The sequence below is a fragment of the Mucilaginibacter sp. OK268 genome (assembly GCF_900103125.1).
In the GTDB taxonomy this organism is placed as follows: domain Bacteria; phylum Bacteroidota; class Bacteroidia; order Sphingobacteriales; family Sphingobacteriaceae; genus Mucilaginibacter.
In genome coordinates, this window is sequence record NZ_FNJV01000013.1 from 151,866 (window position 1) to 177,823 (window position 25,958).

General features: G+C 43.7%; 13 protein-coding genes. 4 read left to right on the forward strand and 9 right to left on the reverse strand.

The annotated features are described in order from the left end of the window. Nucleotides 1-24: 24 nt before the first annotated feature. Nucleotides 25-2,559 carry a hypothetical protein gene (locus tag BLR84_RS28185; RefSeq protein WP_143014014.1) on the forward strand — a complete coding sequence of 845 codons (2,535 nt, stop codon included), beginning with the start codon at nucleotides 25-27 and terminating at the stop codon, nucleotides 2,557-2,559. Nucleotides 2,560-2,579: 20 nt separating this feature from the next. Here BLR84_RS28185 and BLR84_RS28190 read toward each other — a convergent pair whose 3' ends face one another. Continuing rightward, nucleotides 2,580-4,328 carry a PQQ-dependent sugar dehydrogenase gene (locus BLR84_RS28190; RefSeq protein ID WP_090473595.1) on the reverse strand — a complete coding sequence of 583 codons (1,749 nt, stop codon included), beginning with the start codon at nucleotides 4,326-4,328 and terminating at the stop codon, nucleotides 2,580-2,582. Nucleotides 4,329-4,438: 110 nt separating this feature from the next. Beyond that, complete coding sequence (locus BLR84_RS28195; protein ID WP_090473596.1) at nucleotides 4,439-5,164, reverse strand: hypothetical protein; 726 nt, start codon at nucleotides 5,162-5,164, stop codon at nucleotides 4,439-4,441. 163 nt (nucleotides 5,165-5,327) lie between these two features. Between BLR84_RS28195 and BLR84_RS28200 the strand changes: the two genes are divergently transcribed. Then, nucleotides 5,328-6,644, forward strand: a complete 1,317-nt coding sequence (locus tag BLR84_RS28200; protein ID WP_090473597.1) for an amino acid permease — start codon at nucleotides 5,328-5,330, stop codon at nucleotides 6,642-6,644. Nucleotides 6,645-6,819: 175 nt separating this feature from the next. Here the strand turns inward: BLR84_RS28200 and BLR84_RS28205 are convergent, their stop codons facing one another. From BLR84_RS28205 to BLR84_RS28235, 7 genes are all read right to left on the reverse strand, one after another. Continuing rightward, the gene (locus BLR84_RS28205; protein WP_090473598.1) at nucleotides 6,820-9,099 is read right to left on the reverse strand and encodes a GH92 family glycosyl hydrolase; all 2,280 of its coding nucleotides are present in this window, start codon (nucleotides 9,097-9,099) and stop codon (nucleotides 6,820-6,822) included. Nucleotides 9,100-9,330: 231 nt separating this feature from the next. Next, entirely contained in the window at nucleotides 9,331-10,350 is a 1,020-nt protein-coding gene (locus BLR84_RS28210; protein ID WP_218128519.1) for a hypothetical protein, read from the reverse strand. Nucleotides 10,351-10,381: 31 nt separating this feature from the next. After that, nucleotides 10,382-12,574, reverse strand: coding sequence for a hypothetical protein (locus tag BLR84_RS28215; RefSeq protein ID WP_090473599.1), 2,193 nt, complete (start codon nucleotides 12,572-12,574; stop codon nucleotides 10,382-10,384). A gap of 109 nt (nucleotides 12,575-12,683) precedes the next feature. Next, nucleotides 12,684-13,433 (reverse strand): DUF3823 domain-containing protein, encoded by a 750-nt coding sequence (locus tag BLR84_RS28220; RefSeq protein ID WP_176852177.1) that lies wholly within the window; start codon nucleotides 13,431-13,433, stop codon nucleotides 12,684-12,686. A 92-nt stretch (nucleotides 13,434-13,525) separates the two neighbouring features. After that, a complete protein-coding gene (locus BLR84_RS28225) occupies nucleotides 13,526-15,433 on the reverse strand; it encodes a RagB/SusD family nutrient uptake outer membrane protein (protein WP_090473625.1) in 1,908 nt (635 codons plus the stop codon). 16 nt (nucleotides 15,434-15,449) lie between these two features. Continuing rightward, nucleotides 15,450-18,620 (reverse strand): SusC/RagA family TonB-linked outer membrane protein, encoded by a 3,171-nt coding sequence (locus tag BLR84_RS28230; protein ID WP_090473601.1) that lies wholly within the window; start codon nucleotides 18,618-18,620, stop codon nucleotides 15,450-15,452. Nucleotides 18,621-19,673: 1,053 nt separating this feature from the next. Beyond that, the gene (locus BLR84_RS28235) at nucleotides 19,674-22,187 is read right to left on the reverse strand and encodes a Kelch repeat-containing protein (RefSeq protein ID WP_143014015.1); all 2,514 of its coding nucleotides are present in this window, start codon (nucleotides 22,185-22,187) and stop codon (nucleotides 19,674-19,676) included. 325 nt (nucleotides 22,188-22,512) lie between these two features. Between BLR84_RS28235 and BLR84_RS28240 the strand changes: the two genes are divergently transcribed. Both BLR84_RS28240 and BLR84_RS28245 read left to right on the forward strand, forming a co-directional pair. After that, nucleotides 22,513-22,815, forward strand: coding sequence for an ABC transporter permease (locus tag BLR84_RS28240; protein WP_255367066.1), 303 nt, complete (start codon nucleotides 22,513-22,515; stop codon nucleotides 22,813-22,815). 316 nt (nucleotides 22,816-23,131) lie between these two features. Continuing rightward, entirely contained in the window at nucleotides 23,132-25,957 is a 2,826-nt protein-coding gene (locus BLR84_RS28245; RefSeq protein ID WP_090473604.1) for an outer membrane beta-barrel family protein, read from the forward strand. Nucleotide 25,958: the final 1 nt, after the last annotated feature.

Sequence of the window (25,958 nt, forward strand, 5' to 3'; positions counted from 1 at the left end):
TTTTCACCAATTCAGTTTGAAACGTTGAAATCCAGAGTACTCGCCAATGCTAATATCAGAAGCATTACTCCGGGTGATTGCAAGGCGCTTGCATTTCAAATATATTCAAAAACAAAATTAACCGTAAGTGAAACTACATTGAAACGGGTTTACGGTTTTGCATACAGTAAATTCAAACCATCTTTATTCACCATTGATGTTTTAGCAAAATTTTGTGACTACGAAGGCTGGGATGATTTTTGCGAACGTGAAAGCGTACCTTCTGAAAAATCGCAAAACGAGCATGTTGACTGGAAAACCCTGAGTCAAAATGCGGCCAAGATCACTCATTTTACACTTCAGGCTTTAAAAAACCGCTCCGGTATCCCTTTTGGCCAAACTATCCGCCGCAAATTTATCGACGATCATTTTGATGAATTTTTAAGAGGTGATTACACAGCAACCGTATTTGCCGCCCCTTCCGGCTACGGCAAAACCATCGGACTTTGCCATTGGATAGATGAAAAATTAGAATCAGACAGTAACGATATTATCCTGTTTTTTAGCAGCAGCGCTTTAATGAATGTTTTTTTAAGCGGGCGCGACCTGAACGATTGGCTGCTGGCCTTATTGGGCTACTCGCATGAGGAAGATATTGAAGCACTATTTGACATCAATAAACGTAACGATGGTAAGTTTTACCTGGTTATTGATGGTTTTGATGAACACATGTTCAAAAACGATCAGTTTGAACTGGTATTGACCCAGTTGATGGATATTTTTTCCTTCTACCAATCACATGAGTGGTTTAAGCTGGTTTTAACCATGCGGTCGGCTAACTGGATCAATAATAAACACAATATGGAGTTTGGTCTTAAAAACTGGTTCACCGGTTTTATAACAGATCATGACCTTACCACTAATGTGCCCCTGTTTAATATCCAGGAGATCAAGGAACTAAGTCGTAAAATAAATCCCGACGTTCAGAACCTGATCGCCATTGATGTGGCTAATAATTTCAATCATCCATTATATTTTCAATTCTATTACAAACAGAATAAGAATAATTTTTCGCTCAACAACATTGATCACATCTGCATATACGAGCTCATTTCCATATTTATACTCAACAAGGTTTACCTGGGCCATTACGCAACCGAAAAGATCCTGTTGTTGAAGGGTTTGGTTGATGAGATGGATTTTCAGGCTGGTGTATATGAGCTGGATAAGTTTAAATGCAACGATCTGCTTAAACAATACAGCCATGCTTATAACGAATTGTTAAGCATTGGTTTTTTACGCGAAATAAACTCCAGTAACGACTTTCAGTTTAAAACTATGGTTCAGTTCGGGAACAATAATTTCCTGGAATTTACTATAGCCCGCAAACTGCTTTTAGATAACAATCAACGCTTTGACCTGCAGCTGATCAAACTGATCAACAGTGCATTTAATAACAGCGAGCATAAATTACCGGTTATCAAATGGTGTGTGATTCACGCGGTTAAAAACGGGCAGCAGGAAAGCTTTGAGCTTTTAGCGCAAACCAATCTTAATCCCAAAGAAAAATCGGAGCTGATCATTTTTTTAGGCGATTTGCTCCAGCGAGTCTGCTTTGGGTCGACCAACGCTGAAGCTACTGCCAATTATTTTAAACAGGATTGCAGCGACGGGCTTTTTTATTACTTTTTTGGACTGGAACTGGTAAATACCGATTACAAAAAAGCTCTGCAGACTTTATTGAAGTTTGAGCTTTCTGACCATAAGAAAGTACTTACATATACGGCTCTAGCTACTATAGCTATACTTCAGCTGGATTTGAAACAACTGGAAGATTACCTGGCGAAATTAAAAAGTTTCCCGCAGCATGATTTCCATCAATTCGCGATCAACCCGCTACATTGTCTGAATGCTATTTATCAATACCTGAAATATGGTATGATCAGGAAGGACTTTTTTGCCGAGATCACCCGCTTCTATTTTAATCCGCCAAAACAAAGCGAAAGCATACATAACAGAAAGGCGAATGATCTTATTTTCCTGTTATCGGCTTACTCCACTTTCATTTGCCAGAAACCTTATAAAACATTGAGGTTTGTTAACGCCCTTCATACAATAGATAAAACCAGTACCGAAACATCATTTTCCTATAATTTCTTTTTAAAGATAGCCGAGTGCGACGCATATTTTTTACTGGATAGCCAAACCGACCTGCTGAAAAACAACGATGAAATTTCAGCCTCTTATAAACAGGAAGAATATTTGTTTACTCCTTTTATGAAGTCGTTGTTTTATGGGCTTAAAATAAAAAGCGCTATTTCCAATAATGATTATTCAACTATAAATGGCTATTTGAATTGTTTAAACCAGGTTTCGGATGAGTCGGGTAACAAATTATCAAAGCTGTTCATATATGCCAGCATTTTAAACAATGAAGTACTGTTGAACCTTGATCCGCAATTGTACAAACAGGTAGCTTACAATCATACCCGTTTATTACGCGAATGTGGTTTAAACATCGACGTATTTATAAAGCCTAAAAGTGAAGTGCTGGCATTAAAAGTAAAGGTTAACAACTAAACCCATCGTATTTGAAACAATCACTTTACTTTTAAACTTGCACGTACTTTTTTTACTTCTAATGCGGTGACCAAACTGCTGTTGTTCCCAAAATTGTTGCGGATATAGGTCAGTACCTGGGCTATCTGATCATCACTCAGAAAATTATGTTTGGGCATCACACTATTATACGGTACATTTTTAACCTTCACAGGACCTTCAAGTCCATTAAGCAGTACCCGGATAGCCGTTTCCTTTTCCATGTATTTGCCCCCGGTAACCCATTCAGATCCGCCAAGTGGCGGAAAAAGATTACCATCACCCTTACCGTTTTTCTGGTGGCAATTGGTGCAATAGGTAGCGTACAGCTTAGCTCCGCCAGTTAACATCCCGCTCATCAAATTATTACGTGTTATGTCGGGGGTTTTAAAGCTTGGTAGTTTTTTCCGCAATTCCATTTTTGCCAGTTGGGCCGTTGTGAACTTTATTTTGTCGCCCTGGTAAAATATACGCCATACCCTACCCTTCTCGGTATCGCTTATATATAAGGAACCATCGGGCCCCTGCGATATTCCCATCGGCCGGTAAACGGCATCGCTCACGCTTGCTATGGTAGTGCGCCCGGCAAATCCATCGGCAAAAATCTCCCAGGAACCTACAGGTTTTCCACCTTTAAAAGGCACAAAGCCAATAAAGAAACCTGCCTGCGGATACGGCGACCTGTTGGTAGAACCATGAAACGCGACAAATGCCCCGTTTTTATACCTTGCCGGGAACTGGTTACCTGTATAAAACAACAGATCATTTGGTGCCCAGTGCGCCGCAAAAGCCATAATAGGCTGGGCATATTTGGCGCCATCGCCCGCTTTTTTACCATCACCGCCATATTCCGGGTTTAAGAGTTTCTTCTTTTTAATAGGATCGTAATAATAATATGGCCAGCCGACATCTGTACCTTCCTTAATTTTCAAAAACTCTTCGGCAGGTAGCACCGCGCTTTGCCAGGGGGTAAACAGTTTAGGGAACTGCAAGCGCAGGTCATCACGCCCATGTGCTACTACGTATAAACAATTGTCGGCAGTATTCCAGTCCATTGCCACTACGCTGCGCAGTCCGGTAGCATAACGCATACCATCGGCCTGCTGCTGATTAAGTTTATCCTCGTCAAAACGCCAGATGCCTCCATACTCTTTCAGCAGGGGGCAACCTTCAATACCCATTGAACCCGGAACCCTGTTTTGCTCCTGGCAGGCATTGGAGGGCGCACCAAAAGCCACATACATATGTCCTTTATTATCAAAAGCAAGCGGTTTGGCATCATGCTCCTGCGGGGGATGTATATCATGCACGATCAGTTCCGGCTTACCATCGGGAACCAGGGTATTGAGATTGAGTTTCATTCGGTATACGTTGATCTCCGAACTAAAATAAAGATATCCTTTATGTACACGCATCGCTGTGCCATAACTTCCTTTATCTTCATAATCCGCGAATTTTTTGATGATATCGGCTTTACCATCGTGGTTGGTATCCCTCATGGCTACGTTGCCACCTATAGAGTCAGGGAAACGGAGCTTTACATATACATCGCCATTATCATTAACCGCCAGATGGCGGGCACGCCCGGCCAGGCTATCTACTACCACTACAGCTTTAAAATGGCCGGGTAAAAACAAGCCACCGTTGTTTTTGTCGGCAACGGGTAAAGTGTCCTTATTCCCGGTAATGGTAAAACTGATGATAAAAAACGCGGCAATAGCCGTCAAAAATAAAATGGCGCGGTTTTTCATTAGATAAGTCGAAAGGTTGATGTACCAGCTACAACGAATTTTACCCTATAAATGTTTAACTAATGAAGTGTTTTTTGTTGGTACAGGATAAAATAGCGGTGATATAAATATCACAATTGATGTGGTGTTTTTTTATCAGCGCTTTTCTTTTTATAATCCTCATAACTATTTTTGATATAAATAATAAGGTCATAATCGCTCATGGCATTCAGCTGTTGTAAAGTAGGCGCATAATCAACACGGAAATCATCAATTTCATTAGCCTTAAGAGGCACAACACTTTTTATCAATGAATCATTAAAGCGCCTGGTAATTTCGTAAGCGGTTAGTTCCCGTTTGGCAAAGTGGTTAAACCGCCGGGCCTGCTTAACCTCGCTTTTAAAGTTTTCATATATAAAGGTCATCGGTTTTAAAAACAGGTAATAATAATGTGGTGTGCCGGTATAAAAAACACTTTTCTTCCGGTACCCCTTCTGGGTTTCCCGGAGGTCTTTGATAAGCGAATTCTCTTTGATCACCACCTCTGCTAATTCAATAATAGGCTGCAGGTATATGAGTTTATCGGCAAAATCGCTTACAACCAATTCCCCGGTTAAGTAATTAGGGCTTGAAAACTGCAAAGTATCACCCTGTAAAGCCACAATACTAAATACGCCTTCTATATTTGACCGGATGGTGATATGACTGCGCTTATTTAAAACCTGCACATCCGCTAATCTGGCAGTATTGCCACTCCTAAGCACCAAGCCCTGCTGCACTTTAGCCACCTGCCCGTTAACCCTAGTCGGTGGTATTAAATAAATAATAAAAAGCAATATCAGGATTTTAGGATTCATAGGCAACATAAAATTAGCGCAACAGCCTGACTATTAATTATATTTTAACTTATTTTAACATCTACATGTATTGATCGTACTTATTCTGAACCATCTATCCATTTTTGAAGAATAGCGCAAATAAATATCCTATCTTATCTTCGCAAAAAAATCAGGAACAGCTATGTCTGCATCATCCTCCGAAAAAAATAAATTAGGTTTATGGACCAGCACCTCCCTGGTGGTTGGCAATATGATAGGTGCGGGCGTGTTTTTAATGCCGGCGGCTATGGCCTCCTACGGCAGTATCGGTCTGTTGGGCTGGGTATTTTCGGCCATCGGTTCTTACTTTTTGGCCAAGGTTTTCAGTAACCTGAGCAAACTGCTGCCCCATGCTACGGGTGGCCCTTATGCTTATACCCGCAACGGACTGGGCGATTTTGCCGGGTTCCTGGTGGCCTGGGGTTATTACCTGGCGGTATCATGCGCCAACGCGGCTATCACCATATCCTTTGTAAGCGCGCTGAGTACCTTTTTCCCGGTGCTGGCCTCCAGTGCTGTTACGGCAATAACTACCGGTTTATGCACTATATGGCTGCTTACCTATATTAATACCCGTGGCGTAGTAACCGGCGGCAAGGTCCAGCTGGTGACTACTATATTAAAGGTAACACCGTTGATACTAGTGGCTATCGGCGGTTTATTTTTTATACAGGCCAAAAACTTTTCACCTTTTAACGGTAGCGGCACAACTATATACGGTGCTTTAACGGCTACCGCCACCATGACCATGTTTGCTTTTATCGGTATTGAAAGCGCTACGGTACCTGCCGGCAGTGTGGCCAATCCCGAAAAAACCATTCCTAGAGCAACCTTACTGGGCTTGCTAATTGCTACACTGGTTTACATTTTGAGCAGTTTTAGCGTGATCGGGATTATCCCGGCAGAGGCTTTAAAACATTCGGTTACCCCCTTTGCCGATGCCGCCGTAGTGATATATGGCAGCAATGCCCGTTACTGGGTGAGCGCAGGTATAGCTATTGCCGCCTTTGGCTCGCTCAACGGCTGGACGTTATTACAGGGCCAAATGCCTTTTGCCATTGCCAGCGACAAACTATTCCCTGCCGCTTTTGCCCGCAAAAACAAAAAAGGAGTGCCTTATGTGGGTATCCTGGTGAGCAGTGTGATGGTATCGCTTTTTATGAGCATGAATTATACCAAGGGCTTGGTGGAGCAGTTTCGTTTTTTACTGCTGTTATCCTTATTATCTATATTGATCCCTTACCTGCTTTCGGCAGCGTCATACTTGATTATCCGCGTAAAGCAAAAACAGGTTGATGGCTTAACAGGCGCGGTGATACTGGCTATTTTAGCCTTTGGCTACGCGCTATGGACCATCGCCGGTACCGGTAAAGAAGCCGTTTATTATGGCTTTTTACTGCTGATGGGCGGCATACCCTTTTATGTGTGGCTGGCTTATAAGAAGAATAGCGGTGATTGAGTGGGCAGTTTGCGGTGGGCAGTTGGCATTATTGAACTCTTACTTATAAACACATGTCATTGCGAGGAGGAACGACGAAGCAATCTCGTCGTATACATAAACGCGAGGAGATTGCCACGCTGCGCTCGCAATGACATGTATGGAAATTACTTAAAAAAACTCAAAAACCCCTCCCTTACTTCTCGTTCGACATGGAGTAAGGTACATCGGTAGCTTTAATACCGCGTTGTTTGTTTGGCGTGGCCGACATGTCAAAGTTCAGCTCGGCTCCGCTTAACAGGGCTTTATGGCTAAGCCAGGTAAAGTCGTAAGGTTTGCCATTCACGGTTAAGTTGTTTACATATTTATTATCGGCATTGTTTTTTGGCGCGTTGATGGTAATGGTTTTGCCATTCTCCAGCTTTACGGTCAGCTTTTTAAACAATGGAGCACCCAGTACATACTGATCGCTGGCTGGGGTTACCGGGTAAAAGCCCATCGCCGAAAACACATACCAGGCTGATGTTTGTCCGTTATCTTCATCACCGCAGTAGCCATCTGGTGTAGCTTTGTACAACTTATTCATAGTTTCGCGTGCCCAGTATTGCGTTTTCCAGGGTTCGCCGGCATAATTGTACAGGTATATCATGTGCTGGATAGGCTGGTTGCCGTGCGCGTACTGGCCCATGGCGGCTATCTGCATTTCACGGATCTCATGGATCACGGTACCATAATAGCTATCGTCAAAAACAGGCGGCAGCGTAAATACAGAATCCAGTTTGGCCACAAATTGCTGCTTACCACCTACCAGGTTGATCAGCCCCTGTATATCATGAAACACACCCCAGGTATAATGCCAGCTGTTCCCTTCAGTAAAGGCATCGCCCCATTTAAATGGATTGAACGGTGTTTCGAACGAACCATCTTTATTTTTACCGCGCATCAGTTTGGTGGAAGGATCAAACAGGTTGCGGTAGTTTTGGCTGCGTTTTTTGTAAATATCAGTTTCAGATGCCGGTTTGCCCAAGGCTTTACCCAGCTTGTATATAGCAAAATCATCATAAGCATATTCCAGTGTACGGGCAGCATTTTCATTGATCTTTACATCATAAGGCACATAACCCAGGGTATTGTAGTACTCCACTCCCCGGCGGCCTGTAGCATTGGGGCCTTCATTATTGGCACCATGTTTTAATGCCTCATACAGCGAGTTAATATCGTATCCGCGCAAACCTTTTAAATAAGCTTCGGCCACTACCGATGCGGAGTTGTTACCGATCATACAATCGGCATAACCCGGGCTCGACCACTCAGGCAGCCAGCCACCTTCTTTATAGGAATTCACCAGGCCTTCCTGCATTTCTTTATTCATGGATGGATAAACCAGGTTAAGGAATGGGTACAACGCCCTGAAAGTATCCCAGAAACCGGTACCCGCGAAATAGTATCCCGGCAATACCTTTCCATTGATAGGACTATAATGAACGATTTGTCCTTTAGCATCAACCTCATACATCCGGTTAGGGAAAAAAAGCATGCGGTAAAGACTGGAGTAAAAAGTACGGGTTTGGTCGATAGTACCACCTTCAGGTGTTAAATGACTTAATGTTTTGTTCCATACATCTTTTCCTTTTTGGCAGGTAACATCAAAACTATCGGTACCCAATTCGCGCTTCAGGTTAAGTTCGGCCTGCTCTGTGCTGATATAAGATGATGCTACACGAAGATGTACTTGTTCGCCTTTTTTGGTTTTAAAGCTGATGACCGCGCCTGCATGATCGCCGGTATATTCCAGCGAGCCATCTTTTTGCCAGTTATGCCAGGTAGAAGCCAGCTCAAAAGGTTTATCTATATATATAACAAAGTAGTTTTTAAAATTGGCAGGTACGGCGCCGCTATTTTTGGTGCTATAACCGATGATCTTTTGCTCGCCGGGAATAATTTTTACGTATGATCCTTTATCAAAAGCATCGATCACAATATGTGAGCTATCACTTTTGGGGAAGGTAAACCTGAAATTGGCGGCGCGTTCTGTTGGCGTAAGCTCGGTAGTTACATCATAATCAGCCAGGTATACACTATAATAATAGGGTTTGGCAATTTCGGCTTTATGCGAAAACCAGCTGGCACGTTGCGCCTCATTCAGTTTAAGCTTGCCTGTTTCCGGGAATATGGAAAACATGCCATAATCATTCATCCAGGGTGATGGCTGGTGGGTTTGTTTAAAACCCCGTATCTTATCGGCATCGTAGGTATATTGCCAACCGTCGCCCATTTTACCGGATTGTGGCGTCCAGAAGTTCATGCCCCAGGGCAGCGCGATAGACGGATAAGTGTTTCCGTTTGAAAGTGAGGGCTTGGATTCCGTCCCCATTAAAGGGTTAATATAATCAACAGGAGTAACAGGCGGGGTGGTTTGCTGCGCAATAGCTGCTACTGGTAAAAGGGCAAACGCCAATAAGAATAATTTTTTCATTATTAATTTTTAGATAGGCTTATATCAACATCGCTAAATCGATTAATCGGGCCATGCAATATACGGGCAGAATTCAATATTTTATAGTTGTACGGTGATATTTTTTGATAAAGTTGGGTGGATTATGTGTAACAATATACTATGTGTTTATGCGGGTAAAATATGAATACACAGCGCCCAACTTAGTGGGCACTGTGCAAAATGGTATCATAACTATTAAAAATCATCAACTCACAGTTTTTTATAATAGATCAGCTCTCCGGCTTCGCCATTTGCAGCTAATTGCGAAGGAATAAACTGGGTGATAACCAACGCGGCTTGCCCACCAACAGTTAGGGCTGTAATGGTTGGGTTAGCGAATGCCTGGCTACCGCCATCGGTATGGATGTTCAGCTTATCGGCATTGCCGGTTTGGTAATCATACAGGTAGCAGCGCCAGGTACCAAAATCGCCCTTAGTGCCCTGTCCTTCAATCAAACCAAAATTAAAGTTCTGAAATTTCAGGTAGCCGTCACGGTCGCCAATATTACCCTGCACGCCCCAGTATAAAATGGCATTGTCAATTTGCGGCTGTGCACTGGCGCTCCATGATGTCCAGGTGGTGGTACCGCGTGCCTGGCGGTCAACATCGCAATTGGACCAGTAGTGAAAACCCACATCAACAGAAGTGCTGCTGGCCGAGTAAATGTTAGGTGTACCTTCTGCACAGGTTGATAAAGTATGTGGGGCCTCAAATGATTTGGCTACAGCACCGTTCTGCAGGTCGGTCCAGCTGTTAAAATAGCTGAATTTTAAGTGGTTGTTGGGCTCCTGCTCCCAAACCATTACAAAACCACCGGTTGAAGTAGCGGCAATAGTAGGCTGCGACGCGCCTCCGGTATTACTGCCAGCCAGTTCGCGGATCCAGGTCCAATGCAGCAGATCTGTTGATGATGCCACATTGGTTTTAAACGTCCCGTTGATCATGGTATGATACACCCCAATATAACCACCCGATGGGTTGGCAATGATCTTGAGGCAATCCATGGTTTTGCCGGTATTGTCTTTGGCGCCGTAAATTTTACCATCGGCGGTGGTCACATTTTCAACAATGCTTCGCAGGGCGGCTCTTGGCGCATCGGATGGTGGTGCGGCGGTTACTTTTTGTACACTGTCTTTTTGTTTGTCGGCCGCGGTATTGCTGTTCTTTTGACAAGAGGCAAATACCAGCAAGATAAGCATGCTTTTGATCATCATCATGTTCTTCTTCATAGGTGTCTAGTTGAGGTTTATAGATAATTGGTTAATTATTCTCTTGCCATTTCAAATCAACCTTGATACCATCCGGGCTATTGCCAAAACTCAGGTAAAGGGTATTTGACGATGCATCCCATGATGTTTTCACATCGCTGATATTCTGGCCTGTGCTATCGGTTACCTTTGTTTCTTTGGGTTGCGCGGGCAACAGCACACGTACACTATTTAATGTTTTGGCGGGGCTTTTGGCTACAAAAGAATAACTGCCGCCCTGCCTGTTTTCGTCATAAATTCTTGATGCCGAAGCCAGTACCTGCGCCAATTTTTTATCGGGCACACGGTCAACCACATATAATAAAGACTGCTCACCCGAGTTCACTACCTTTTCTACCAGTACCGGCAATTGCGGATCAAACAGATCGATCACCGGACCTTTGATGGTGTAGGGTTTGCTGTCGGTATTTTCATCCATTACAGATACCACATCATACGGACCACGTTCCAGATACAGGCTGTTTTTAAATGTGAGCTCACCCGCTTTGGCTTTTTTCTCATAGGCTTGTTTTACGGTGCTGATGTAGTTATCATCCTTCCCGGCTTCCAGCACATACTCTTTAGGATTTTGCCTCAACACATAAACCGCACCTTTGCCCACTTTAAACTCTTGCTCGTCCTTTGTTGGATTAACCCCCAGCAACTTGAACAGATGCTGCGAAGGGGCTGTAAACTTATTCCCTTTGGTATCCCACCATTCCATAACCGTTTGGTACGGATCATCATCCCTTCCGCAATAGATCAGAACGCCGCCCTGTTTTACCCAGTTGGCGAGATAAGTGTGCACCGCTGCTGATACCGGTTTCATGTTGGAGTAACTCATCACTAGTACTTTGATGTTTTTTAGCGATGCCGGGTATTCCAGGTTTTCCATGTGCACGGTTTGTACCGGTACGCCACGTTTTAACAAAGGCAAAGTTTGACCGTAAAAGTTAGAGAATTGCGGATCTTCAAAACCATTATGCGTTGGGAAACGCTGGAACATGAGCGTATTACTCATCAGCACACCAATGCCGTTTACACCCGATACGTTGTTGGTTGATGCCGGCATACTGTTTAAGGCGTTCACCATGATCTGCATCTGGGTAGAATAAAACTGCGGGATCAATGTCTTTTGGTCGGTACCGGCTACTTTGTACGGATGGGTGTAGATCCGCTCGGGCCATGGCATTACCTCGTAATCGGCAACCATAGGATATAGTAATTTTGCGGTGAAAGTAGCCTGGTAATTGCGCTTGTAATCGCTCCAGTCGCGTGGCCAGTCTTCTATCGGATCAGTCAGGAAAAATACTTTACGACCGGTTGGCGCGGTCATGGAAACTACCGAACCATATTCCAGGAAAGCGTTCTCAAACACGCGCTCTTTACGCAGACCATTAAAAAACGTAGGTTCACGTGCGGTACCTGTCCATACCTGCGCGATGTAGCCATCAATACCCGGTAGCGAAGCCAGGCTGGCTTCGGGACTTACAATTTGCCACGACGAATAGTTCACCAGCGAGTGCGTAGCTATAAATACTTTGATATTTAAACCTTTGCTTTTGCCGTAGGCTTTAGCGTAGTTGGAGACCTCTTTGATGGTTTCATAATACAGGTGATATTTCAACTTGCTCGACAGGTAAGTATTCTCGGCCGAAGCATCCTGCGGTTTCCAGGGGAAGCCATAATATTTTTGCCATTGTTCTTTAAAGCCCGCGCTGTAACCTGCACGCGCCCAAAATTCAGGCTCCTCTAAAAATATGTTGGTGATACCCGCGTTGATCACTTTTTTTACCACCGCGGTTTTCATGTATTCGATAAACGAGGCATCGGGCACTATATAAGGCATATCCCTCCCGTGGAAGATGGTATCGCCTTTCATGGTTACCTGCCCTACACCCAGGTGGTTTTTGCCATCCCATTTTCCTAAAAAATAATCTTTATAGTCGCCCCAGGCTATACCGGTCATAAAATTCACCTGGTAGCCATGGTCGCGCCATGATTGTACCCGCTGCTCAAACGTTAAGCCCGGACGGTCGTTAGCACCATAAACAATGGCTATGTCTGATCGTACATCGATCTCGGGGATCCAGGGGCTGCTCGTCTGGAAAGCCGTTTTCTCTGGCAGTTTAACCAGGTTTGAATTTTGCGCATAACCCGCGAACGATAATGCGACGAGGCAACAGGCAAGTAGAATGTTTTTCATTGGTATATTATTTGCATTTGTAATATAGGGAGGAGATGCATGTGATGCGTCTCTACGCCATTTTTTGTAGAGACACATTACATGTGTCTCCCTATATTATGTGTTTAATTTAAGGAACGGTTACCGTTTTAACGTCGGTATAATTGTAATAATTTAAACCGTATGAGATCCTGGCGCCTACCCTTATAAAGTATTCTCGCTTGCCCGGCAGCGGACCACCAATGGTTGTAACACTTAAGGTTTTCCCTACCGAAGTGCTGGCATCAGAGCCGCTAAGTTTTGGCGTATAACGGTTATCATAATTATTGTTACCCACATATTTGTTTGAATTAACAAATACCGCCAGATCGCTTACATCCTGTTGAAAGTTTGGATCGCTGGTGCCACGTGTAATTTTAAAGCTGGTGGTAATGGTACCATCCGCGTTAACAACCGGATCGCCTACCCAATCTATCCTTAAAAATGGATCTACCGAAAAGTTAACCGTAGTTACGCCTTTAACATCAACCGTCTGGCTTTTATCCACAATAGTTTTGCCGGTATTATCAACCTGCACCAGTGGTACAAAAGGACCTTCGGCCGAGATCACATTTTTACCCGCAAACAATTTGGTATTGTTATAGGTACCATCCTGAAACGAGGATATATAAAAAGGTGTAGGGTTGCTGCTCCAGCTTATTTCCAGCAGTTTGATCCTGGTGCCCGAACCCTGCTCGGTTTGTACGCTTTTACCCGTACCGGCATCTGTTACCACGCCTTTTAAGGTTACATCGGGCGCTGCATAATTATCAACCTTTTTGCACGAGCTGCCCGCGGCAACCAGTGCGCTTAATGCTATGCTATAAAATATAGTTTTCATTGGAATAATTTGTTTTTTTAATGGTAATGAAGCTATCATGAGCTATTCGTTTTGTTTTTAGCGGCAGCTCATGATGGTCATCTCTCTTAAAATTAATAACCTGGATTTTGAATTAAATTCTGACTCTTCTGTATCTCGCCCTGCGGAATTTGTTCATAATACCAGCGCACATCGAAAGTATAGCGGCTGTTGCGCTCATCTAAACGGGCGTCGAAAAAGTACTTACCGTCATTGGCCGAGTAAAATGGCATCAGCGTACGGTAAATGGTACTGTTCTGTTCCTTGTCTATCACTCGCCAGCGGCGCAAATCCCACCAGGTTTTGTTTTCAAAGCCCAGTTCTTTCTTCCGTTCGGTACGTACCACATTAATATTGCTCAGGTCGGTTGGGCTCAGCAGCAGGTTGGCGCCGGCCCTGTCGCGGATCTGGTTAATGGCGGTAAACGCGTCCTGTAGGTAACTTTTGTCGTTTTGACCTAAGGCATTCAGCTCGATTGCTGCTTCGGCACGGTTTAACAATACTTCGGCATAACGCAGCTCTATCCAGGTTTGGTCAGATCGGTTTTCCAGCACTTCTGATGTCGGCTTATCCGGTACCAGGTTTTTACGGATCGAGAAGCCCGATACCGAGCAGGTTCCGTCGCCGGTAAAATAACCGCTTAAACCGGCGGGGTTCATGGTTGTTCCGTTAGGTAAAGTGTAGGGCGTCTGGCTCGCGTTTGATGATTGCACCATATGGTCAGTTGGGTAATGCGCGGTTGAACCAGCCGGTAAAAGCGGACTGATACCTCCTGTTGAACTGCCGGTATAAATACCGCGGCGTATCTCAATGCTTACGCCTTTAAACACATCGCCCGGTAAAATAACTGTCGCCCGCAGCCTTGGTTCGGCATTGGCAAACAGATCCATGGCATTAGTGTACAAGTCATATTTACCACCGGTTGTGGTTTTAATAGTACCATCGGCATTTTTAGGGATACCATCAAACATCTCCACAAAATTAAGCGTAGGGTTAATTTCTGATGAGTATCCGTTTGCCCCCATCAGCTGGCGTGGTACATTGTACGCATCATATCCATGTACCGATTCGGGATAGTGATATTGACGCACAAACACATTCTCCGGACTGGTGGCATCAAAAAACAGGTTCACATAGTTTTGATACTGGGCGGTTTTATCGCCGGCTGCCCATGCTTTTTTGTACAGGCTATATTTACCATCGAGCAATACGGCGGCATCATAAGCGGCTTTAAAATAGGTAACCGCTTTAGCAGCCGGGATACCGCAAAGCCTGTTGCCACTGGCATCGGTAAGGGTAATGTTATTGTATTTGGCGATGGAGCCCGCGTACAACATGGCGCGCGATTTAAAACCTGCGGCTACGTATTTATTGGCCCGGCCTACCTGGTTACTTTCGCCCAAATTGGCATAAGCATAATCCAGATCGGTAGAGATAAAATCATAAACTTTTTCTTCTGACGAGCGCGGAATTTTTAACTCATCGATGCTTTGTGCCGGATAGTTGAGCACTTTATCAACAATGGGCACACCGCCGTAGCGTTTTACCAGTGCAAAGTAGGTAGCGGCACGCAAAAAACGGGCCTCGCCCAACCAGGCGCTGATCTGTGCAGGGGTAAAGTTTGATGAGTATTTAGGCAGGGTTTCTGCAAAATAATTAGCATCCCTGATCAGCGTATAAGCATCGCCCCAGTAACCAAAAGTTTCCTGCGTGGCGCTGTTCTGGTCGCGGCTTAAGCCTTCGCCGCTGATACAGCTGAAAGGACTGATGATCCAGAAGAAATTTAAGCCACGGGTTGGTGAATACCTGAAATCCTCAATAGGCAGCTCGGCGTACATGCGGGCCATGTAGGCCTGTATACCGGCGCTGTTCGAGAAAATATCGGCGTCTTTAACAATACTTGGTGGTGGCGTATCGAGCTTTTTGCATGCCGACGTCCAGCAAAGCAAAACAGCAAATATGATATATGAGTATTTTTTCATGATCTGTATGGATTGATTATAATTTAACATTTACACCAACGGAGAATATTTTATCTAATGGATATAAATAGCCGTAAGTGGCCGATGGGTGTTCCGGATCAAGATATTTTAAATTGGTGATGGTTAGCATATTGTAACCATTTACAAAGATCCTTGCACCCTTAATACCTAACCTTTTGGCCACTGCAGGTGTAATGCTGTAACCCAACTCGGCCGATTTAAGCCTTACATAAGCAGCGCTGTGGATGTTGGAAAGCGAGTTAACATCAGCCGTGGTGCCGGTAAGGGCAAAAGTGCCTGGTGTCCATACCGTATTAGGATCGTAAGGATCGGCTTTAGGATCGGTTGGGTGGTATCTGTCCATGAACATGGCTAGCGCACTGCCTCCGCCCCATAACGGGATGTTAAGCTGTTCGATATAAGAAACATTGATACCCGCGGCTCCCTGCCATACTGTACTGATGTCAAACCCTTTGTATGAACCGCCAAGCGTTAAACCAAATGTGGTTGATGGTACGCTGTAGTTGTTATTACTTACGTTTTGGGCTATAGGATGTACGTCCTGGTCATTGATCACGCCGTCGCCGTTCCAGTCCTGCAAAATATAATCGCCTACTACCGCGTTACGGGATACAAACTGCGAACTGTTCAGGATCTGCTGATAGTTTTGGAACTGCCCGTTTGAGCCGTATCCCCAAAAAATGTTGCTGTAACGATTGTCATTATTATTATGCCAGTTAAGCTGGGAGTTGCCATACTCCGAATGTACCCTGCTAATCCATTGGGTACGGGTATAGCCAAAGGTTCCTTTCACAAAATAGTTAAAGCTGCCGATGTGGTAACGGTGATTTAATTCGATGTCGAAACCCTGCGCACGGTCGCTATCCAGATTTTCCTGTGGCAAACCTGCACCCACTACACCGGGTAAATTATCGGCACGGGTATTTAGCAATCCGCTTCTGTCGCGTCTGAAAGCATCAACCGTTAACCCCAGCAAACCGTTCCAGGCCTGCAGGTCGATACCGGCATTATAAGTTTTGGCTACATACCAGAAAATATTGGGATTAGGGATACCCCTGCTTTGCGCGCCGTTTACAAAAGTGCCGTCAAATACCGATCCCGGAGGCGTTTGGTTATTATTGCCGTTTGCCGGATAGTTATAACCGCTTAGGTATTGGTAAGCATTTAAACCGGCATCATCGCCCAGTTTGGCGTATGACAGGCGGATCTTCAGGTCGTCAATAAACGACAGCGCTTTGGAGTTTTTCCAGAAACCCTCCTGTGATACCCGCCATCCTACTGATGCACCTGGGAAAAAGCCCCATCTTTTAAGCGGGGAGTTTTTGGAGCTGGCATCATCCCTGAAACTGAACTCGGCCAGGTACTTTCCTTTGTAATCATAATTTACCCTACCCACAAATGATTTGGTCACAAAGTCATAAGGCCAGCCGCCATCAACCGTGGCGGTCTGGTTTAGCGCGTTACCCGCTCCTAACTGATCAACCGGTAATGATAACTGGCGCTGCCCGTTAAAATTATCGCCCTTTTGCTCGCTCTCTTCATAAAGCGCTAAAGCTGTAACGTTGTGCCCGCCTTTAAAAGCCCGGTTATAGTTTAATGATAATTGCATTAAGCTGCTGGGCTTTTCATAAAACTGCCGCTCAAGTGATCCCGGCGTTTGATTAGCTATAGTATTATAAGTTTGGGAGTTGGCATCATAAGTATACTGATTGTATGGTTTTTGGTAGAGTTTATTACTCGACATGTAATAGTCGTAGTTATACAAACCTTTAGCACTCAGGCCTTGTACAAACGGTACATTATAAGTTGCCGAAACCGATGATTGCAGCCACTTATTGTTGATCTGTTTATAACCATCGATATTGGCATCAGACATGGCAACCGGGTTTGATCCGTCGACCTCGCCATTGTTCAGGTAGGCGGGGTTATTGTTGGCATAGATGCTTTGCGTAGGCACCTGGCGCCAGAACGAGCGGATGATCCACCAGGCATCCTGGTATGGCTGGTTCTTTTGCTCCAGCGTTCCGCTCAGGTTCACATCAATGGTCAGGTTTTTATTGACTTTGGTAGTGAGGTTTGAGCGCAGGTTATATTTTTTATAGTTCAGGTCGCCGCTTTTGAAAAAGCCATCCTGATCTGTAATACCCATACTCACAAAATAGCTGGTATTGTCGGTGCCGCCAATGGCATTCAGGTTATGCTGCTGCTGAGGCGCGCTGTTGGCAAAAACATTACCATACCAGTTGGTACTAGTTTTGGTGCCGTTACGGTAAGCGGCAAAATCGGCATCGGTATATTTTATCTGCCCGCCGTTTACGTTATGCAGTAACTGCTCGTTAACCAGCGTCATGAAATCAAGCGCGCCAACAGGTTTTGGCATGTAAGCCGGTACCTGCCAGCCATAAGTGCCCGAGTAGTTTAATTCCACAGTACCCTTTTTGCCTTTTTTAGTGGTCACGATAACTACACCGTTTGCCGCGCGCACACCATAAATGGCCGCCGAAGCATCCTTCAGTACCGAGATACTCTCAATATCATTAGGATCTAAACGGGTGATGTTATCGCGGGGGATACCATCAATAACCACCAGCGGATTACCAAAACCACGGATATCAAAAGCGTTGTCGAATGAGCCTGGTTCGGCCGAGTTTTGTACGATACGCACACCGGCTACTTTACCGGTAAGCATGTTCAGCACGTTCTCGTTTTTGGTTGTCACGATCTCACTGTTGGTAACCGACGCGATGGATCCGGTAACGGTCGCTTTTTTCTGCGTACCATAACCTACTACCACCACCTCGTTCACATTGGTGGCATTGGACACCAGGGATACTTTAATACTGGTTTGGCTGCCAACGGCAACCTCCTGCGAGGTGTAACCCACAAACGTAAATACCAGGGTTTGATCGTTTGAAGCGCTGATGACAAACTTGCCATCAACACCGGTAACGGTGCCAATAGTTGTACCCTTGATCTTTACGCTTACGCCAGGCAGCCCCTGTCCGGTTTCATCAACAACCAAACCGCTACGGTTGCTTTGGGCCATAGCCACGGAGCATACAAGCAAAAACAAAAGGGCCATGATACCATGCCGTACCACCCCTTTAAATTTTGCCGCATAATGGATACCATGGCACCCACCATAATAGGTAAAAATTTCCTTCATAAATAATTGATTAAAATGGTTTATAATAATTTGCCCAAATGAGTGTTATAAATAAACAGGCTGGTTAAACCTATTGATCGGCACTACGCGTTCATTTGGCGTAACAATTATAAACCCGGCGGTATTAAAAGATGGGTTAATAAATGGATTAACACGGCTAAAATTTCATTAACCATAGGGAATTAAGTGGGTTTCTGAGGGGCGGGCCTTGTCATCCTGAGCGGAGCGAAGGATCTTCTTCGATATGCCTATCGCATACCCGCTCTTGGCCGCGGGAGGGCCCGTTACTTTGTAGCCACAAAGTAACCAAGGGGCTTGTCACCAGAAATGCTTCTTTGCCGCACTGGGCCTTTACGCTGCAAATCAGGCAGAACCACGGGCTGCAATTATTTTGCCCTACTTCGTTCGCACATTTCCATCGCTTCAGCAAAAACTTGCTATGCCCCTGCAGCCGCACAAGGCCAACATTGTTCTGCCCGCTTTCGCCCGAAGCTGTTCTGCTGACGGGAAGAAGAAAATTTAAAGTCATCCTGAACTTGTTTCAGGATCTCTCAGGATAGGTTAGCTATTATTGAGTATACCTTGCTATCTAAGCGTAAAGAAGGGATCTAAAGAAAGAATAAAAAGCGCGTTATTGCTTCGTGCCTCGCAATGACGCGTGGAGAGAGAACTGGCCACTCTTACCACAACCACGCTAAACTCTGCCACCAAACCTTCGTCAAACTTTTCGTATATTTATACAAGCAACAGCCCGGTTCTCTTTTTATCAGAGAACCGGGCTGTTTTGTTAAGACCCCAACAAGGTCAAAAAACGACCGATTTTAATGTAATTATTTGATAATCAATAAATTAATACTTTTTAAAGTTTCAAAAACTGCTCAAAACCATGTTAAAATTTGTTAAAAAGTGTTAAAATCGATGGTTTTGAGTCAATTTTTGAACGTTTTTAGCCTGTTTTCGAGCAGAAAAGTGTTAAAATTTAAGGTTTAAAAAGTTTTAAAAGCGGGAAATGTTAAATTGATGGGGAGCGATATTTTCAATTCCGAAATTTATTTATCGCGGCTCCGTTTTGTTGGAACATATCTTATCAAAGGGCACCTGGTAACTAATACCCAGCGATTTTTCGTACTCGGCGGTAAACTCGTCATACACTTTGCGGGCATACTCTATTCCCTTGATACGGCGGAGGGCCTTAAGCTTGTATTTCAAGGCGGTATCATTAAACGGATCGATATTTAAAACAACCCGGGCAATATCCAACGCCTTGCGAAAATCGCCGCTTTCGTATATCTTTTTAACCTCGGGTAATATCACAGGCATCAGGGTTTCTTCGTAACCCAGCTTAATATCATCCAGCCAGGTTTCGGGGATATATTGCAGCAGGCCGCCCCGGGCAATAAGCTCAAAATGCTGAAGGATAGTTGCCTCAGCAGCCTTGTCGGGACCAATTATTTGTTCCAGGGCTCCGGTTACGGTAAAGTAATCGCAAAAAATGTTGTCGTCCAGCTTAAAGCAATAGGTATCGTTTAAAAAAGTGAGTTCGATACCCTCTATATCGGCAACAATGTTGCGCAGGTGATTAATGGTAACCCCTTTGATGTTCTTTGTTTTTGCTACATCCTTATCAGGCCACAAAATGGTAGATATTTTTTTGGATACCACTCCGGTCGCGTTCCTGCTGTTGAGTAACAGGAGGATAAACAACTGCTTTATTTTAGGGCTGAACAGGTAAGTGATATCCCGGCTGTTCTTATCATAAACAGTAAATTCACCCAGCAAGTAAATGGTGTTGGCGCGCTTTTCATCGTTCTTTTTATTAATAACGGCCATGGCGGGATCTTCATCTTCAAGGGCCTCTTGTGCTGGCTGTTTTGCTCTCCTTTTTTTGATCATCAGGAGTGCTATGCCGATTGTCATGATGGCCAACACCCCAAACATCACATACTTAAAAACCGGGCTGGCTGGCGCGATGGCTTTTTGAGATCGTTCATAATCCTGCTGGCTCACCGGCGGAAACTCCAGTGCCAGGATACGGATAGTCGATCGGTTTGGATCTGTAAACTCCTGTATAGCGCAAAAGAATTCATCCTGCAAGGGGTTAAAAAACAGGTTGATATCACTCTCAATACGTTCAGATGTAACCGGGATAGTTCCGCTGACAACCTGGTACGAGCCATCTTTGATAGAGAATTTATATAAACGTAGCTGGGTCTTTGGTCGTTCGTGGGGATAGCAAAGGGCGTAAAAGTACCGGCCGTCTTTAGAAATGATGAGGTTATTAGTGGGTACAAAATCCTCTTCATTGGGTTTTATTTCCCAGCATTTTTTGATAGCGTGGTTACTCAGGTTAACCCTGTACAGATCATAAAAGTGCCTGCCACCCACAATCTGGTTACCCGACTGGTTACCATAACCACCGAATATGTACACCTCATTGTTTTCATTTGCCTGGCTGCTGGCCGAAAAAAAGCGCGGGGTGATTCTGTCGCCGGTGAATACTACTTTATCCCAGTTATCGGTTTGCTTATTGAGCTTAAAAAAATCGTTATGATAGGCAAACGAGCCGTAGCCACCGAACAGATAAAGGTCGTTTTGGTCTTTATCATAAAAAATATTGTGGTGGTGCCTTTGTTCTTTGATATTAGCGTTTCCAACAACATCCCACTTCAGGGTATTAAGATCGAGCGAGGCCACACACGGACCGGGTTTGGCTGCCCGTAACACTTCATATGCATACAATTTATTCTCCCGGGTGTTTAGGATACTCTTGCCCAGGAATAAGGGAATGGGTGCTTTGTTCTGAAAAGCTTTGGCTGATATTCTGCCACTCTTTACATCATAACGAATGAGCGAATCACTTTTAAAAACAAGCAAGGATTGATCTTGGGGATTAAAATTAGCCCCGGCCACTTCATGAAAACTAAAGGCTGTCCTTTTTTCCCAAAAATAAGAGCCATTGATGAGCCAAACCGGGTTATCAACATGCCCGAGAATTTCGCCGGAATTGTCATGTACATCATTACCAGACCACTCATTGAGCGGAAAGGTGTAGGTTTTACTATCGTCGCTAACGGTTAAATTCTTAACGGCCATTTTAGGAACATCGGAGTAGTGCGGATTTTTTCCAAAAGTAATAACCGGCATTATCCTATCATCAAAGCCAAAACCGCCGGCTTTGTACCATTGCCCGTTCACATAAAAACCAACGGTATTAGCTTTCAGGTCGATATCTACTTTGACGTTTATCCAGGTCCGTTTGTTCAGTTGCGATAAATGAAGCGGGATCTTGATCTTGTTGCTTTTGCTGTCGATATTAAAGTTCAGCGCGGGCGAGCCATCGAGATTAAAAATGTAAGTTAAACTGTAAGAGTTTTTACGGCCATCAATAATGTTAAAAACATAGCCCAGGTGTTCATTGTCCCATAATGACAGATCGAAGTTCATCCGTAAATGATCATGAAAGGTAGGCGCATCTGAGCTGAACACTGTATAAGAAGTACGCTCGCTCATCAGGGCGTCGTTTGAATTGAACATCAATCCCTGTGCCTGGCTTTTAAGCGTTGGCATGAGCAAAATAAAAAGAAATACGATCTTATATACCTTTAAATCAAGTATTAAAACTTTACCTTTTTTTATCATCGCAGGGAATCTGTTTACAAAAAACCAACCTGGGCGGCCAGTTCAAATAACAACGCTAAAATATACTTTTTTTAAGTAACAGACGGCCTAAACACAGTACTGTTGCTTGGCTTTTTTATAAATCATACGATCATTAGAATTACTGTCTTCCATCTCAGTTCCTACAAGCTTTATAAATTTCGTTGCAGGAAATATAATTCACTATAAATAATGGTAATACAATTATTACAAAGATTGGCAGCTTATTGGCGCGTTGCATGAACGTACACGTGAAATTGGTTTGCGCATGGCTATTGGCGCCCGTGGAAAAGACATCATGTTGCAGTTTTTAATGGAAGCTATCCTGATCAGTATTACCGGTGGTATTATTGGTGTTATTTTGGGTATTGTTTCATCAAATGTAGTTACCCTTACCCTATCATGGCCAACTATAGTTTCCGAATCATCGGTAGTATTATCATTTATTGTTTGCGCGGTTACCGGCATTTTCTTCGGATACTATCCTGCACAAAAAGCTTCCCGTCTTGATCCTATTGAAGCCTTGCGATATGAGTAAACGTTTGTTAAAAAGTGGGTTTACATGGTTTACACTTTTTATGGTTAACATTATTATATATAATTAAAAATCAAGAAATTAAATAAATTATACCATCATATAGTGGGTTTACATGTAAACCCACTCCAGGTTTCCTGAGAGAGGACCCGAGGGGACTGTAAGCGTTGCGTTACGAGTAAAACTTCACTTTTAATATCATTAACAATCAATCACTTATAATCTCAAATGTTAATAAATGTTAAATTCACAGGTTAATTTGTTAAAACCTTTTGAATACTAAAGTTTTAGTTATACCTTGGTTTTCATAAAGAACCTTATGAAAATCACAATACCTGCACTAATAATAATACTTTGTTTAAGTACGGTTTCGGTATTCGCGCAAAATACTTATTCCATTAAAGGTTCGGTTGCTGATACCGCCTCCAGTTCCAAACTAACCAATGCCACAGTTAGTGTATTAAATGCCAAAGATTCTATTCTTCAAAAATTTACCCGGGTAAAAGATGGTAACTTTGAAATAAACAACCTCAAAAAAGGAAAGCTGATATTACTGGTAACTTATCCTGGCTACGCCGATTATGTAGATCGTTTCACCCTGGATTCAGCACACACCACGCATGATTTTGGTCGCATTAAAATGATCTTGAAAACCCAGCTGCTTGCCGAAGTAATCATTAAGGCTAAAGCAGCAGCCGTTAAAATAAAAGGCGATACTACCGAATTTAACGCCGCCGCATTTACCGTGCAGCCCAACGCTAAGGTGGAAGATCTGCTCAAGGAGCTACCAGGGATACAGGTAGATAAGGATGGCAAAATTACAGCCCAGGGGCAAACGGTAAGCAAAGTATTGGTTGATGGGGAAGAGTTTTTTGGGGATGACCCTACTTTGGTTACCAAAAACCTGCGTGCCGATATGGTTGATAAGGTGCAGCTATACGATAAAAAGAGCGATCAGGCCGCATTTACCGGCATCGACGATGGCGTAAAAAACAAAACCATCAATATAAAACTAAAGGAGGATAAGAAAAATGGCTACTTCGGCAAGATAGATGCCGAAGGCGGTACCGATAAATATTATCAGGAACAATTGATGTTTAACCGGTTTAAGGGTAAGCAAAAGTTTTCGCTTTATGGAACTATCGGCAATACGGGTAAAACAGGTTTAGGTTGGGAAGATAATTCAAAATACGGCAGCTCTGGCGGCGGTTTAGAATTTGGCGATGGTGGCGAGATCTATTTTTATGGCGGTGGCGGTGATGATGGATTGGATTCATTTAGCGGCCAGTACAATGGCCAGGGTATTCCCCTTGCCCGCTCAGGAGGCGCTCATTATGATACCAAATGGAACAGCGACAAAGAATCGATCAATACTAATTATAAAATAGGATCTTTAAATGTTGATGGTACCCGCAACACGCAAACCCAAAATAACCTGCCGGGGGTTAACAATCAACCGGGAATTGCTTTAAACAGCAGTAGCGACCAAACCTTCCATAATCATATGTTCAGGCAAAAGCTGGATGCTACTTATCAATTAAAGATAGATACCTCATCCAACCTTAAAGTATCTGTTGATGGTACTACCAAAAGTTCCATTACCAATAGTGATTATAATACTACCAGCTTGCGCAATGATACTTTGCTGAATAAGAACACCAGGGGCGTTATTAATAATGGTGATCAAAAAATATTGAATGCCAGTGTATTTTATAATAAGAAATTCAAAAAAGTGGGCCGCAGCTTTTCCATAAATGTTACTGAGGCATATAATCAAAATAAAACAAACGGCTTTTTAAAATCAGAAACCGATTTCTTTGGCAAGCAGAACACTACCCAGAAAATTGACCAGTATAAAACAGGGTTAAGCGAAAGCTCTATCCTGAATACCAATATCACTTATTCTGAGCCTTTTACCAAAGCGCTGGCACTGGTAGTAAATTATGGTATCAATATCAACAACGGGCGGTCAGACAGGCGCTCATTTGACAAGGATGCTTCGGGGAATTATACTATACTGGACGACACGCTGAGCAATAATTTTAAGTTAAATCAGCTATCAAACCAACTTGGGGCCATATTCAATTATAAAAAGAAAAAAGTGATCATTAATTTCGGCTCCAAGGTATCTACCGTGAATTTTAAACAGATAGATGAGTTTACCAACAATACCCTTACCCGCAACTTTGTGAACTGGTACCCGCAGGCCAGTTTTCAATACAAATTTTCGCAACAGCAATCGTTCCGGATAAACTATAATGGTAATACCTCACAACCCTCTATTGACCAGATACAGCCGGTAAGGGTAAATACCGATCCACTAAACATAACACTGGGCAATCCCGATCTTAAACCATCGTTTACCAACCGCATCAGTGCCAGCTACAACTCTTACAAGGTTATCAGCGGGCAATCCGTCTGGATAAGCGGCTCTTATTCGCGTACCATTAACCCCATTGTAAGCAACGTAACTACCGATGATGCAACCGGGGTAAGTACTTATCAATCATCAAACCTTAAAGGGCACCAAACCTCTAACATGTATTTTAACGCCTACTTTGATCAAAAAATACCCAAAGTTGATATTAATGCAGGTCTTGGTTTAAACATGAACGGCAGCAATTATTTTAACCTTTCAAGTAATCAATTGGCTAAAAATCAGCTCAACGAAACCAAAGTATACACCTACTCTGCCAGCTTCAGGCTGTCAAAATACAAGCAAAAGAAATATGATTTTTGGGCCGGTGCAGGCCCAACCTATACGGTAAACTCCCAATCGTTACAACCACTGATCAATAACAACGGGAGCGGGTTTAATGGCTACGCGGGCTTTAACGTTTATCTGCCAGCCAAGTTCCAGATAGGTACCGACGCTAATTATCAATATAACGCGGCTACACAATCCGTTAGCGAAGATTTCAGGCGCACTACCCTGAATGCCAGTATCACCAAATCATTTATGAAGGACGAAAGCCTCAAACTATCCATATCAGGTAATGACCTCCTGAATCAGAACGTCGGTTATAACCGCACAGGATCGGGCAATCTGCTTACCCAGGAACGGTACACCGCTATAAAAAGATACTTTATGCTTTCGCTTGTTTGGGATTTTAATCACATGGGCGGTGGCGCACCTAAAAAATAAT